The 12,683-nt window shown below is 58.9% G+C and carries 13 protein-coding genes and 2 tRNA genes; 8 read left to right on the top strand and 7 right to left on the bottom strand.

Going from position 1 to position 12,683, the window contains the following annotated elements:
• Positions 1-98: 98 nt before the first annotated feature.
• The 3 genes from agp to F3J41_RS03055 form a co-directional block, all read right to left on the bottom strand.
• Entirely contained in the window at positions 99-1,721 is a 1,623-nt protein-coding gene (gene agp, locus F3J41_RS03065; RefSeq protein WP_193717982.1) for a bifunctional glucose-1-phosphatase/inositol phosphatase, read from the bottom strand.
• 256 nt (positions 1,722-1,977) lie between these two features.
• Positions 1,978-2,065 (bottom strand) — tRNA-Ser (locus F3J41_RS03060).
• A gap of 39 nt (positions 2,066-2,104) precedes the next feature.
• Positions 2,105-2,192 (bottom strand) — tRNA-Ser (locus F3J41_RS03055).
• A 223-nt stretch (positions 2,193-2,415) separates the two neighbouring features.
• Here F3J41_RS03055 and yccA point away from each other — a divergent pair.
• Together yccA and tusE are read left to right on the top strand one after the other, a co-directional pair.
• Positions 2,416-3,072 (top strand): FtsH protease modulator YccA, encoded by a 657-nt coding sequence (yccA, locus tag F3J41_RS03050; protein WP_021508295.1) that lies wholly within the window; start codon positions 2,416-2,418, stop codon positions 3,070-3,072.
• Between the two features lie 100 nt (positions 3,073-3,172).
• The gene (gene tusE, locus F3J41_RS03045; protein ID WP_010616552.1) at positions 3,173-3,499 is read left to right on the top strand and encodes a sulfurtransferase TusE; all 327 of its coding nucleotides are present in this window, start codon (positions 3,173-3,175) and stop codon (positions 3,497-3,499) included.
• On the opposite strand, the gene yccX is transcribed toward tusE, so the two are convergent.
• On the bottom strand, positions 3,500-3,778 hold the full coding sequence (gene yccX, locus F3J41_RS03040) for an acylphosphatase (protein WP_058780790.1): 279 nt from the start codon (positions 3,776-3,778) through the stop codon (positions 3,500-3,502).
• A gap of 82 nt (positions 3,779-3,860) precedes the next feature.
• Between yccX and rlmI the strand changes: the two genes are divergently transcribed.
• Both rlmI and hspQ read left to right on the top strand, forming a co-directional pair.
• Complete coding sequence (gene rlmI / locus F3J41_RS03035; protein WP_058780791.1) at positions 3,861-5,051, top strand: 23S rRNA (cytosine(1962)-C(5))-methyltransferase RlmI; 1,191 nt, start codon at positions 3,861-3,863, stop codon at positions 5,049-5,051.
• Positions 5,052-5,110: 59 nt separating this feature from the next.
• Positions 5,111-5,428 carry a heat shock protein HspQ gene (gene hspQ, locus F3J41_RS03030; protein WP_021508298.1) on the top strand — a complete coding sequence of 106 codons (318 nt, stop codon included), beginning with the start codon at positions 5,111-5,113 and terminating at the stop codon, positions 5,426-5,428.
• Positions 5,429-5,459: 31 nt separating this feature from the next.
• Here hspQ and F3J41_RS03025 read toward each other — a convergent pair whose 3' ends face one another.
• Positions 5,460-5,873 carry a CoA-binding protein gene (locus tag F3J41_RS03025; protein ID WP_152391150.1) on the bottom strand — a complete coding sequence of 138 codons (414 nt, stop codon included), beginning with the start codon at positions 5,871-5,873 and terminating at the stop codon, positions 5,460-5,462.
• 174 nt (positions 5,874-6,047) lie between these two features.
• Here F3J41_RS03025 and F3J41_RS03020 point away from each other — a divergent pair, with 174 nt between their 5' ends.
• Together F3J41_RS03020 and F3J41_RS03015 are read left to right on the top strand one after the other, a co-directional pair.
• Positions 6,048-6,674, top strand: a complete 627-nt coding sequence (locus F3J41_RS03020; RefSeq protein ID WP_104092785.1) for a DUF2057 family protein — start codon at positions 6,048-6,050, stop codon at positions 6,672-6,674.
• Positions 6,675-6,742: 68 nt separating this feature from the next.
• On the top strand, positions 6,743-7,204 hold the full coding sequence (locus tag F3J41_RS03015) for a methylglyoxal synthase (protein ID WP_021508301.1): 462 nt from the start codon (positions 6,743-6,745) through the stop codon (positions 7,202-7,204).
• A gap of 4 nt (positions 7,205-7,208) precedes the next feature.
• Here the strand turns inward: F3J41_RS03015 and helD are convergent, their stop codons facing one another.
• Entirely contained in the window at positions 7,209-9,263 is a 2,055-nt protein-coding gene (gene helD / locus F3J41_RS03010) for a DNA helicase IV (protein ID WP_166709893.1), read from the bottom strand.
• A gap of 123 nt (positions 9,264-9,386) precedes the next feature.
• Here helD and F3J41_RS03005 point away from each other — a divergent pair, with 123 nt between their 5' ends.
• Together F3J41_RS03005 and yccS are read left to right on the top strand one after the other, a co-directional pair.
• Complete coding sequence (locus F3J41_RS03005) at positions 9,387-9,830, top strand: YccF domain-containing protein (protein ID WP_104186958.1); 444 nt, start codon at positions 9,387-9,389, stop codon at positions 9,828-9,830.
• Between the two features lie 8 nt (positions 9,831-9,838).
• The gene (gene yccS / locus F3J41_RS03000) at positions 9,839-11,977 is read left to right on the top strand and encodes a YccS family putative transporter (RefSeq protein ID WP_058775390.1); all 2,139 of its coding nucleotides are present in this window, start codon (positions 9,839-9,841) and stop codon (positions 11,975-11,977) included.
• Here the strand turns inward: yccS and F3J41_RS02995 are convergent.
• Positions 11,974-12,603, bottom strand: coding sequence for a TfoX/Sxy family DNA transformation protein (locus F3J41_RS02995; protein WP_058775389.1), 630 nt, complete (start codon positions 12,601-12,603; stop codon positions 11,974-11,976). The genes yccS and F3J41_RS02995 overlap by 4 nt on opposite strands.
• Between the last annotated feature and the right edge of the window lie 80 nt (positions 12,604-12,683).

Here is a 12,683-nt window from a genome sequence, read left to right as displayed (position 1 = left end):
AACTGAACGGTGGTTTTTTCGATTCACTGCGGTGTGCGTCAATGCGCAGCCGGTAACAACACAGCAGGGTCGCCGTGCATGGCGACCCTGCTGGCGTTTTAGTTGCTGGCCGCTGCCGGCTGTTGCGCGGGTTTAGCGTCCGCCTCCGGCTTCGCCGGCGCTGCCTCAGCCTGCGCTTTCTGCGCCGCTGCGGCATCGGCTTTCGCCTTCTCCTCTGCGGCCTTCTGAGCGCTGGCCTTCTCAGCTTTGGCTTTGTCGTCCGCCGCTTTTTGCGCCGCGGCCTTGTCCGCCTTCACTTTTTCCTCAGCGGCTTTGGCGTCAGCGGCTTTCTGCGCTGCAGCTTTATCAGCCGCGGCTTTGTCAGCCGCCGCTTTATCTGCGCTGGCCTGATCCGCTTTGGCCGGTGCGTCATCGCTGGCTGCCGGCGCGGCAGCAGGCTGTGCGGCCGGTGCCGGTGCGGCTGGCTGCAGCGGCGTACCCTGCAGCGCGTTGTTCAGCGCGCTGGTGAACTGATCCCAGCTGCAGTAGCCGTTGGCGTCAGTGTCACACCCCGCCAGCTGCAGCGTAACGCGCTTCGGTGGGTTCTTCAGGCTCAGCACATCGGCATTACGCAGCTGATCCGCCGTCTGATAGACATACTCCACTTTCAGCAGATCTTTGTTGTTCTTTGCATCGTGCCAGCGTTCAAACACCACCTGGCCGCCAATCGGGGTTTTCTCGTCGTTACCCGGCAGCTCGTATGGCTTAACCTGCAGCGCGCTCAGCAATGACGCGATATTCGAATCGTGTCCGACCATCAGCGTGACTTTTGGCGCGGTGGCTTTATCCTGATCGACCAGCTGGCTACGGATGTAATCCACCAGCGGTGCGGCAACGTCACGCGCCACTTCCGGCGCGGTAAACAGCGCATCCTGATAGCCATTCTTGATCGCCGCCAGCTCTTTCCACTGTTCAGGCGTTTTGATTTGTCCCCAGGCAACCTGATCCGCCGGGAAACCTTCGTAATACTGCAGCGTAAAGGCGTCGACCAGCGAGTTACCCACTTTCAGCGGGCCATTGACGCCGGGCTCTTTGCCGTTTTCCGCGCTAAAGGTGTTGTCGCCGCTGCTCAGGTCGCACTGTTTCTTGCCGTTACAGGCCGGGGCTGATTTGTAATCCACGATTTTTTCCAGCCGCTGAAAGGCCGGCTTCAGCGCCAGCTTCTCATTGGCTGCGGTCATCGCCGCCAGCGCTTTCTTGTTAAACGCTTCGCTGCCATCGGTGATTACCGGATTGAAGATTGGGTCCATGGTGCCCATCGCATCCTGATGGGTGACAGCGATATCGCAGCCCGGGAAAGCACCGGTGACGAAATACTGCGCCGTCGCAACGGTGCGCTGCAGGCTGTTGGCATAGACAAAGATGTTGCTGCTGTCCGGACAGGTGCCGTTCTGTACCAGCCCCTGCTGGGCCAGCCACTGACGGGTGTAGTTACCCATGTAGACTTCCAGCACGCCGCCTTTGGTGGTCAGCTCACCGCCGGGCACATCCCACTGCGGCCAGCTTTTTTTCGTCGCCTGCTCCAGCACGCTGCCGTTGTTGGCCAGCGGGGCACGCAGGTTGTGACGACTCAGCATCAGGACCTGCTGCAGTTGCATGTCGCCATCCGCGGCATAAGCGCTCATACCCATCGGCAGCGCCGCGATCACTGACAGCGCGCAAAGACTCAGTTTCTTGATCATTGTGCCTATTCCATAATTCATCAGGGAAACACTCTGGCATTCAAGCGATTAGCTCGCCAAAGAGCGAATTACCGCACAGTGTAACCCAGCTTGCCTGAGAAAATCGCCAGATGTTTGCAAAAACCGTGCATCGACTATAGCAGTAAACGCGCTGGCCGTCGGGTTACGGCAGCAGATTGAAAAGCTTCAGGATGTTTTTCAGAAGGATGGAAAGCAGAAAAGCGAAAAGCCCGCATCACTGCGGGCTTCTCTTATATGGCGGAGGAACAGAGATTCGAACTCTGGGATGGTTTCCCATCGGCGGTTTTCAAGACCGCTGCCTTAAGCCACTCGGCCATCCCTCCTGAAATCTTTTTGTCACCTCACACTGCGAGAGTGTGAAGTGGCGGAGGAGGAGAGATTCGAACTCTCGGATGGTTTCCCATCGGCGGTTTTCAAGACCGCTGCCTTAAGCCGCTCGGCCACCCCTCCGCAATGAGGCGCACTATAAACATCCCCCCGAACGATGTAAAGCATCCAGTGATTCGTTCGCCTGAAAAACAGTCAAATATGATTTTTTTGCCGTCTTAATCGTCATTCTGCTCAGTGAAACAGCAATTTATCGCGTAAAGATGGGTAAAACGCCTTTTCTGTCCTCTGACCGTTGCGTATTCTCAGGCCATATTTGGTGTTCTCTCTCTAACAGGAGCGCATGATGGACAGAATAATTAGCTCGTCACAGCAGCAGTCGCTACTCAGCACTCATAAAGTGCTGCGCAATACTTATTTCTTACTTGGCCTGACGCTGGCGTTTTCCGCCGTCACCGCCACGCTCAGCACCGTCTACGCCCTGCCCTCGCCGGGGCTGATTCTGATGCTGGTGGGCTTTTACGGACTGATGTTCCTGACCTATCGCCTGGCGAACAGCCCGGCGGGTATTCTGGCCGCGTTTGCCTTCACCGGCTTCCTCGGTTACTGCCTCGGTCCGATTCTCAGCTCGTTCCTCACCGCCGGTATGGGTGATGTTATCGCCATGGCGCTGGGCGGCACCGCGCTGGTGTTCTTCTGCTGTTCCGCCTATGTCCTGACCACGCGTCGCGACATGTCTTTCCTTGGCGGCATGATGATGGCCGGCTTTGTGGTGCTGCTGGTGGCCGTGGTTGCCAATATCTTTCTGCAGCTGCCTGCGCTGCACCTGGCAATCAGCGCCCTGTTTATTCTGTTCTCTGCCGGTGCCATTTTGTGGGAAACCAGCAACATCATTCAGGGCGGTGAAACCAACTACATTCGCGCCACCGTAAGCCTGTATGTCTCGCTGTACAACATCTTTGTCAGCCTGCTGAGCCTGCTGGGCTTCGCCAACCGCGACTAAGACGTAACGCACGCACCGTTAAACCCCGCTCCGGCGGGGTTTTTGCTTTTTATCCGCCGCCGCCTTTACAATGGGCGCGCTGACGATATGAGGAAATAATGTGATTTTTGCCGGTAAAGAGATTGCCACTGATGCAGAAGGCTATCTGAAAAATAGCGCCGACTGGAGTGAAGCGCTGGCGCAGGCCATCGCCCAGCAGGAAGCGATTGAGATGAGTGAAGCGCACTGGGAAGTGGTGCACTTTGTGCGTGATTTTTATCAGCAGTTTAATACCTCGCCGGCGGTGCGCATGCTGGTCAAAGCCATGGCGCAAAAATATGGTGAAGAGAAAGGCAACAGCCGCTATCTGTTTCGCCTGTTCCCGGAAGGTCCGGCCAAACAGGCCACTAAAATCGCCGGCCTGCCAAAACCGGCGAAGTGTCTGTGATCATCCGGTAGTAAACCGCGTCGGCCGCTCCGCCAGCTGATGCGGCTCCACCAGCACCTTATCGACCCGGGCACTGGGCGGTCCGCCCGCCTTCAGCCACGTAATCAGTGACTCCACCTGCTGCGCTTCTCCCGCCGCCAGCACCTCCACGCTGCCATCCGCCAGATTATGCGCATAGCCGGTGACGCCCAGCGCGTTCGCCTGCGCCTGGGTGTAATAACGGAAGCCCACGCCCTGCACCCTGCCGTGAACCCAGATTTTGTAACCTGTCGTCGCCATGGCGATCTCCCCTTTGTGCGTTGCATTTTGCCGCCATCCACCGGAAAATGGCGCCTCATTTTTTCAGGTAAGCATAGCAAACATGACCGTTCGATTGATTCTCGCTAAGGGACGTGAAAAATCCCTGCTCCGCCGCCATCCGTGGGTGTTCTCCGGGGCCGTTGCCCGTATGGAAGGTAAAGCCCAGTCGGGTGAAACCATTGATATCTGTGACAGCAACGGCAAATGGCTGGCCCGCGCCGCCTACTCTCCTCAGTCACAAATTCGCGCGCGCGTCTGGAGCTGGCAGCAGGATGAGTCAATCGACATCGCCTTCTTTGTGCGCACGCTGCAGAAAGCGCAGCAGTGGCGCGACTGGCTGGCACAGCGCGACGGGCTGGACAGCTATCGCCTGATTGCCGGCGAGTCCGATGGACTGCCGGGCGTCACGATTGATCGCTTCGGTAATTTCCTCGTGCTGCAACTGCTGTCGGCCGGGGCGGAGTATCAACGTCCGGCTCTCGTCTCGGCGCTGCAGCAGTGCTATCCCGACTGCGCCATCTACGACCGTTCTGACGTGGCGGTGCGCAAGAAAGAGGGACTGGAGCTGGCGCAGGGTCCGGTAAGCGGTGATCTGCCGCCTGCGCTGCTGCCGATAACCGAGCATGGCATGCAGCTGCTGGTGGATATTCAGGGCGGTCACAAGACCGGTTATTACCTCGATCAGCGCGACAGCCGTTTTGCCACCCGTCGTTACGCAGAAAATGCCCGTGTGCTTAACTGCTTCTCCTACACCGGCGGCTTTGCGGTCTCTGCTCTGCTCGGCGGCTGCCGGGAAGTGATCAGTGTGGATACCTCGCAGGACGCCCTTGACGTAGCAAAGCAGAACGTGGCGCTTAACGGGCTGGATCTCTCCCGCGCGCAGTTCCTGCGCGACGATGTGTTCAAACTGCTGCGCCGCTACCGCGACAGCGGCGAGAAGTTCGACATGATCGTGATGGATCCGCCGAAGTTCGTTGAAAACAAAAATCAGCTGATGGGCGCCTGCCGCGGCTATAAAGACATCAACATGCTGGCGATGCAGCTGCTGAATCCGGGCGGCATTCTGCTGACGTTCTCCTGTTCCGGGCTGATGGCCACCGAGCTGTTCCAGAAAATTATCGCTGATGCCGCTGTCGATGCCGGTCGTGATGTACAATTTATAGAGCAGTTCCGTCAGGCAGCCGACCATCCGGTGATCGCCAGCTATCCTGAAGGGCTTTATCTGAAAGGCTTTGCCTGTCGCGTGCTGTGACTTGAAAACGCTGTCCCTGCCCCCATATTGGTGACAGGGCAAAGTTTTGGGAGGTCACAATGATTGCCAGTAAATTTGGAATTGGACAGCAGGTCCGGCACCGTCTCTCCGGGGTGCTCGGCGTGATTGTGGACGTCGACCCGGAGTATTCGCTGGACGATCCGCAGCTGGATGAGGTTGGCGCGACGGAATCGCTGCGTGCCGCTCCCTGGTATCACGTGGTGATGGAAGATGAGGAAGGCGAACAGGTGCACACCTATATCGCAGAGATTCAGCTGGCCGGAGAGACCTCGTTTGAGCATCCGGAACAGCCATCCATGGATGAACTGGCGGCCTCAATCCGTCAGCAGCTGCAGGCACCCAGCCTGCGGCATTAATCGTGCGGCGACCCGGAGTCGCCGTTTTTATTTACCGCGTCACGCCCAGCCGCGGAATCTCCATCTTCGGACAGCGATCCATAATCACCGTCAGCCCGGCATCACGCGCCAGCACCGCCGCCTGCTCGTTAATCACGCCCAGCTGCAGCCATAATGTTTTCGCTCCGATAGCGATCGCTTCCTGCGCCACGCCCCATGCCGCTTCGGAATTGCGGAACACATCCACCATGTCAATCTTGCCTGGAATCTCCGCCAGCGTGCCGTACACGGTTTGCCCCAGCAGCTGCTGCCCTGCCAGCTTCGGACTCACCGGAATCACCTCATAACCCTGATCGAGCAGGTATTTCATCACGCCATAGCTGGCACGCTCAGGGCGATCGCTGGCACCGACCAGCGCGATGCGTTGGGTTTGCGTCAGGACATCGCGAATCGTTTGATCGTTCATGTTTTTCTCCTTGTTCACTCGCCTGAGTGTAGATGCCATTGCGCGCTAAAGTGCAAGCGCAGCGCACGAAAAGTTTGCGCGGCGACACGAATAAATATGTTAAAATGTAAATTAACTGCCATAATGTAATAATTTGCTACACATCGCCCTTTTTCCCCTGTTCCGGGAGTTCAAATGAAGCTGTCTCTGGCTGTTACGGGTTTGCTGTTGCTGCTCGTATCGGCAACCTGCCATGCCATCACCCTGAAGCTCGATCCGCAGATCGACCTGCTGGTGCTGGATGGGCGCAAAATCTCAGGTTCGCTGCTGAAAGGCGCGGACAGCCTTGAGCTGGAGCGCGGTCAGCATCAGTTTCTGTTTCGCGTGGATAAACCCTGCGCCGATGCCACTCACTTCCGCTCAGAACTGATGATCGTCACCTTCACCGCCGACGCCCATTCCGTAGCGATTCGCCTGCCGGCGCTGAATAACCGCCGCGAACGCAGCCTGTTTGATAAATCGTTGAATTTTCAGCTGATTGATGAGCGTGGTAATGAAATAGCCAGCATTCGCGATCGGTTGCCGGGTGAGAGCAGCGGCAATGTTGAACAGGCGATGATCAATTACAACCGTACGGCGCAGGCGGCCAGCGTGCCGCGCTTTGCGCTGCAGGCGGCCAGCGTACCGGACGCCAGTCTCAGTCTGGATATGGTATGGCAGGACGCCAGTAATATGCCCGCGCTGCAACGCTGGCTGCAGCGTGTTGATGCCGCCACGCGGCAGCGTTTTATCAGTTGGGTGAAAACCCTACGCGCAAGTTGATAGCAGCTGAACGCCAGGGGTAAACTCGTGCCTTCACTACGTTTGCACGCGCCGAAACAGGAAGCCCCATGGAGCAGACCGTTCGTACCCTGAAAGTTCAGAAACACATCGCCCTCGTTGCCCACGACCACTGCAAAGCCTCGCTGCTGGACTGGGTAAAAATCAATCAAAATGCGCTGCAACCTCACGTGCTGTATGCCACCGGCACCACCGGCAACCTGATCAATCGTCACACCGGACTGGATGTGAATGCCATGCTCAGCGGGCCGATGGGCGGCGATCAGCAGGTCGGCGCGCTGATTGCTGAAGGTAAAATTGATGTGCTGTTCTTCTTCTGGGATCCGCTCAATGCAGTACCGCACGATCCGGACGTCAAAGCGCTGCTGCGCCTGGCCACCGTATGGAATATCCCGGTGGCGACCAACCGTGCCACCGCGGATTTCATTATCCATTCGCCGATGTTTGCCAGCGAAGTGACCATCCAGATCCCCGATTATCAGCGCTACCTGACGGAACGCCTGAAAGCCTGATGGCTCAGGCCTTCCGGCTCTGCGCAACGCCCAGTTCGCGCAGGTGTTCGACAAACACGGAAGGCCGCTCTTTATCAAACATCAGCCATACCTGCTGACGCGCGCGCGTGATGGCCACGTAGGCCAGGCGCCGCTCTTCAGCATGCGGAAAATCCTCCGGCTGCGGTAGCAGTCCCTCTTCCATGATCGACTCGCGCGCCTGCGCCGGGAAGCCGTCACGCCCTTCGTGCAGCCCCAGCACGATGACAAAATCCGCCTGCTGACCTTTACTGGCGTGGATGGTCATGAAGTCGATACGCAGTTTCGGCCAGCGGGTTTTGGCTTTATCCAGCATGGCCGGACGCAGATGATGGTAACGCGCCAGCAGCAGCACGCGCTCGTCCGGCTTCGCGTAACCGCTAAGCTTGTCGAGCAGCGCTTCCAGTTGCTCCTGCGGCAGCAGCGTAATGGATTTCTTGTTCCCTTTGCTCAGGCTGTTGAGCGGCTTGCGCAGCTGATGCGGATTCTGCTGCACAAAGCGGTTGGCAATGTCACCGATGCGATCGTTGAAGCGGTAGGTGGTATCCAGCACGCAGCGGTCGCCTTCGCCAAAATAGTGATGAAACGCGGTGGTCAGGCTCATCTCCGCGCCGCTAAAGCGATAGATTGCCTGCCAGTCATCGCCGACCGCAAACAAACTGGTGCGCTTATTTTGCTGCCGCAGCGCGCTGAGCAGCGCCGCCCGCTGCGGGGAAATATCCTGGAATTCATCCACCAGAATGTGCTTCCACGGGCTGATAAAGCGGCCCTTCTCCAGCACAGCGATCGCCTGGTGGATCAGCCCGGAGAAATCCACCGCGCCCTCGGCTTTCAGTGCGCTTTTCCATGCTTTGAGCAGCGGTGCCATCAGCCTGACGCGCTTCGTGAAATTGTCGCGCAGCGGTTCCGGCACATCGGCAATCATCGCCGCCTGCGCGCCGCCGTGCATGCGCATCAGGCCGAGCCAGCGCTCCAGCCGCACGGCAAGACGCTGCGCCAGTTTGTCATCCTGCCAGAACGGACCTTCCGGCACGTCCCACGCCAGCTCTTCCTGCAACCACTGTCGCCAGCCGCTGGCCTGCGCCTTTTTGCTGTTGCACTGCTCACGCCAGTTTTCGATCAGCAACTGACGTCGCGCACTGCTGTCACTTTCCAGCCGGCTGATGACCGGCTGCTTATTGCTGCCTTCACGAATGATGTGCAGCGCCAGCGCGTGAAACGTACGCGCCTGAATCGCGCTCTCACCCAGCCGCGTCTGGATCCGATCGTTCATCTCTTCCGCCGCCTGGCGACCAAAAGCCAGCAGCAGGATTTGCTCCGGCTGCGCCAGTTTGCGCTGTAACAGCCAGCCGGCGCGCGCCACCAGCACCGAGGTTTTGCCACTGCCCGCGCCAGCCAGCACCAGCAGCGCGTCTTCACCGTTGACCACCGCCTCACACTGCGATGGATTGAGCGGCGTGGTTTCCACGGTGGAGAAGAAGGCGTGATTATCGCTGATCACCCGCGCGCTCCATTCACGGTTGCGCTGCCGAATCGCGCTCTCGCCGTGCTCGAGCCACTGCTGGCAAAAGCGCCACAGCGTGCGGCAGTTATCAAACTCCTCCAGCCTTGCCAGCGGCAGCGGTAAGGCGGAAAACTGGCGCGTGATGGTCTCTTTCACCGCGGCCAGCTCGCTGCGCTTCAGCCAGCGATCCTGGCCGGTAAACGCGACGATCTCCTGCTGCAGCGCGCTCAGCACCTGCGCGCTGATTTCGCTCATTTCGAGGCTCCACTGCTGCCACGCCTGCTGAAGGTAATGATAAAAACGCTGGGTTTCCTGCCACTCGGTGCCGTGCAACCGCACCACTTTCTCTTCCGGTAATAAGAACTCCAGCTCGCCCCACACCAGGCCGCGTTTGCAGGTGATACCGATCAGCTGATTGAACGGGATCAGGTATTCGTGACGATCGCCGCTGACTTCCACACCGGCAGCCAGCAATCGCACCCGGTTATAGGGATGCTGTGCCAGCCGTTTACCCATGGATGTTGCTTTTAGTTCCATCTCCGCACCGTCATGTGGAATTCAATTATCGCGCAGTTTACCTGTCAGACCCTTAGCGCTCCAGCCTTAAAACACGCTAAACTGGGCGACACATATTGCGGATTGCAAAAGGAAAATCGCGTTATGCGCACCGTGCTTAATATTCTGAATTTTGTTCTTGGCGGCTTTATCACCACCTTCGGCTGGCTGCTGGCCACGCTGATCAGCATCGTGCTGATCTTTACCCTGCCGCTGACCCGCTCCTGCTGGGAGATCACCAAACTGTCCCTGCTGCCGTTTGGCAACGAAGCGGTTCACGTTGACGTGCTGCGCCCGGAGAGCAAAAGCCACGTGCTGAACGCCGGTGGTACCTTCCTCAACCTGTTCTGGCTGATTTTCTTTGGCTGGTGGCTGTGCCTGATGCACATCTCGACCGGCATCCTGCAGTGTCTGAGCATCATCGGTATTCCGACCGGCATTGCCCACTTTAAAATCGCCGCTATCGCGCTGTGGCCGGTAGGTCGCCGCGTGGTGTCAGTGGAAGAAGCGCAGGCGGCGCGTGAAGCCAACGCGCGGCGCCGCTACTGAGGCTGAAGATGATGCCTGACGCTTTGCCCGGCTGGCGCCGTTATCTGTTCAACAGCAGCCTGCGCTACCTGCTGCGCATCTTTTTCGCGCTGGCCGGCTGTGCCGCCGTTCCCTGGTGGCTGCAGCAGATTGAGTGGACCATTCCGCTAACGCTCGGCGTCGTGGCGGCGGCGCTGGCCGATCTTGACGATCGCTGGACCGGCCGCGTGCGCAACCTGCTCATCACGCTGGTGTGCTTCTGCATCGCCTCGGTCTCGGTTGAGCTGCTGTTTCCGCATCCGTGGCTGTTTGCTATCGGCCTTGCGCTCTCCAGCTGGGGATTTATCCTGCTGGGCGCGCTGGGGCAGCGCTACGCCACCATTGCGTTTGGTGCCTTGCTGATCGCGGTGTACACCATGCTGGGCATTGGCCTGTTTCCGCAGTGGTGGATGCAGCCGGCGCTGCTGCTGATTGGCGCGCTGTGGTACAACCTGCTGACCTTTATCGGCCACCTGATGTTTCCGGTGCGCCCGGTGCAGGAGCAGCTGGCCGCCAGCTTTTCCCAGCTGGCGCGCTATCTGGAAGCCAAGGCCAATCTGTTTGATCCCGACGGCGGTGAGCAGGATGACGCGGCGCTGATCGCCACCGCGATGGTCAATAGCCAGCTGGTGGCGCAGCTCAACCTGACAAAAACCACCATTCAGAGCCGTTTACGCGGCGACCGCGGCTCGCGCAGCACGCGGCGCAGCCTACATTACTATTTTGTGGCGCAGGATATTCACGAGCGCGCCAGCTCGTCGCATCTGCAATATCACCTGCTGCGCGATGACTGGCGCTACAACGAGGTGCTGTTTCGCTTTCAGCGACTGCTGAACATGCAGGCGCAGGCCTGTCGCCAGCTGGCAGAGAATATCGTGCTGCGCCAGCCGTGGCACCACGATAGCCATTTTGCGCGCAGCTTTGAACGGCTGGAGACCGCCCTGCAGCGCCTGCAACATAACGATCCGCAGGCGACGCACATTCGTCCGCTGTTCTGGTTGCTGCGCAACTTACGCGCCATTGACGCGCAGCTGGCGTCGATCGAATCAGAGCAGCGGCTGGCAGAACCGCTGACGCAGAGCGATCACCATCTGTCGCGTGAAGGCTTGAGTGGCTGGGCGGATATCCGGCTGCGCCTCAGTCGACATCTGAGTCCGACCTCGGCGTTGTTCCGCCACGCGGTGCGCATGTCGCTGGTGCTGTGCGTGGGGTACGCCTTCATTCAGCTTACCGGCCTGCATCGCGGCTACTGGATCCTGCTGACCAGCCTGTTTGTCTGCCAGCCTAACTACAACGCCACACGGCGGCGGCTGGCGCTGCGCATTGGCGGAACCCTGGCCGGTATTGCGATTGGCCTGCCGGTGCTGTGGCTGGTGCCCTCTATCGAGGGCCAGTTGGTTTTGATTGTGCTGAGCGGCGTGCTGTTTTTCGCCTTCCGCCAGATTCAGTACGCGCAGGCGACGCTGTTCATCACCCTGCTGGTGTTGCTGTGCTTCAATCTGCTGGGTGAAGGCTTTGATGTCGCCCTGCCGCGCGTGGTGGATACCTTGCTCGGCTGTGGCCTGGCCTGGCTGGCGGTGGCGTTTGTCTGGCCTGACTGGCGTTTCCGTCAGCTGACGACGGTTGCCGATCGCACGCTGAATGCCAACTGTCGTTATCTTGATGCCATCCTGGAACAGTATCATCAGGGTAAAGATAACCGTCTCGCCTACCGCGTGGCGCGCCGTGACGCGCACAACGCCGATGCGGAACTGGCGTCCGTGGTGTCCAATATCAGCGGCGAACTGAAGCAACAGCCGCCGCTGCGCGAGAATGCGTTCCGTCTGATGTGCCTCAACCACTCGTTCCTCAGCTACATCTCGGCGCTGGGCGCGCACCGGGAGCAGCTGACGCAGGGCGAACTGCTGACGCTTTTAGATGACGCGGTATGCTTCGTCGAGGATGTGCTGCAGATCGAACGCGTCAGCGAAGCGCAGGCGGAAACGATGCAGCAGGCACTGATGCAGCGCCTGAGCGCGCTGAAAACCAGTGAGGAGGCTCAGGCACCGCTGGTGTTGCAGCAGCTGGGGCTGCTGGTTGCGCTGCTGCCGGAAATTGCCCGTCTGCGCCGCACCCTCGCTGCCGCTTAAGGCAACAGGCTCTCCGCCGCGGCGTGCTGGCGGAGCGTTTCCTGATACCAGGCGCTTAACTCTTCACGTACCGCCGCCGGCAAAGCGGCCTGGTGATGGCCGGAAATGGCGCCTTCCAGCGCCAGCAGCGTTTTCAGGCCGATATCTTTATTCACCGCCCGCAACTTCAGCCAGCTCTGACGCGAGCCCATTTCATACAGTAAGCGAACAGAATTGATCCCGACTTTGTGCAGCATCAGCTCCATCCGCAGGCTGAGATTGGGCAGATCTTTCAGCCTGAGCAAGACAAGTCTGTTCGCCGCCTCGGCGCGCGCCGCAGACAGCGAACTGGCCGATAAGCGCAGCAGCTGATCGGCGTCCTGCCAGAGCTGTTTATCCACTTTGTAGTAGCTGAGCGTCACCGGCATGCCGCGCTTGCGATATATCAACGGTTCCAGCGGGCGCTGTGCGGCATAGTGCTGCAGCGCCTCGCTGGCGCGCAGATAGAGCGCATCCTCATTGATGTAAGCAAACACCACCTTTTCGACCGCCAGCGCGTAACCACCAAACTGGGTGCGCGATTCAATTTTTCCCAATGCCGCTAACTGGGCTTTGGACTGCTCAACCACCGGATTATTTTTCTTCATAACGTCCCCTTTTCCTCATTCCTTGCGCGGGAAATTTCCTATAAAAAGCTCAGAGATTCATCTGGTTAGAAGATAGAAAA

The organism is Pantoea sp. Ap-870, from assembly GCF_011752515.1.
GTDB lineage: Bacteria > Pseudomonadota > Gammaproteobacteria > Enterobacterales > Enterobacteriaceae > Pantoea > Pantoea dispersa.
Note: the sequence above shows the minus strand (reverse complement) of the source record. Positions and strands in the feature narration are given on the sequence as shown.

Bases quoted from the DNA above. Each gene is read 5' to 3' on its own strand.
- agp (WP_193717982.1), bottom strand. From the start codon at position 1,721: ATGATCAAGAAACTGAGTCTTTGCGCGCTGTCAGTGATCGCGGCGCTG.
- yccX (WP_058780790.1), bottom strand. From the start codon at position 3,778: ATGGCGACGACAGGTTACAAAATCTGGGTTCACGGCAGGGTGCAGGGC.
- F3J41_RS03015 (WP_021508301.1), top strand. From the start codon at position 6,743: ATGGAGCAGACCGTTCGTACCCTGAAAGTTCAGAAACACATCGCCCTC.
- hspQ (WP_021508298.1), top strand. From the start codon at position 5,111: ATGATTGCCAGTAAATTTGGAATTGGACAGCAGGTCCGGCACCGTCTC.
- F3J41_RS03020 (WP_104092785.1), top strand. From the start codon at position 6,048: ATGAAGCTGTCTCTGGCTGTTACGGGTTTGCTGTTGCTGCTCGTATCG.
- yccS (WP_058775390.1), top strand. From the start codon at position 9,839: ATGATGCCTGACGCTTTGCCCGGCTGGCGCCGTTATCTGTTCAACAGC.
- F3J41_RS02995 (WP_058775389.1), bottom strand. From the start codon at position 12,603: ATGAAGAAAAATAATCCGGTGGTTGAGCAGTCCAAAGCCCAGTTAGCG.
- helD (WP_166709893.1), bottom strand. From the start codon at position 9,263: ATGGAACTAAAAGCAACATCCATGGGTAAACGGCTGGCACAGCATCCC.
- F3J41_RS03025 (WP_152391150.1), bottom strand. From the start codon at position 5,873: ATGAACGATCAAACGATTCGCGATGTCCTGACGCAAACCCAACGCATC.
- F3J41_RS03005 (WP_104186958.1), top strand. From the start codon at position 9,387: ATGCGCACCGTGCTTAATATTCTGAATTTTGTTCTTGGCGGCTTTATC.
- rlmI (WP_058780791.1), top strand. From the start codon at position 3,861: ATGACCGTTCGATTGATTCTCGCTAAGGGACGTGAAAAATCCCTGCTC.
- yccA (WP_021508295.1), top strand. From the start codon at position 2,416: ATGGACAGAATAATTAGCTCGTCACAGCAGCAGTCGCTACTCAGCACT.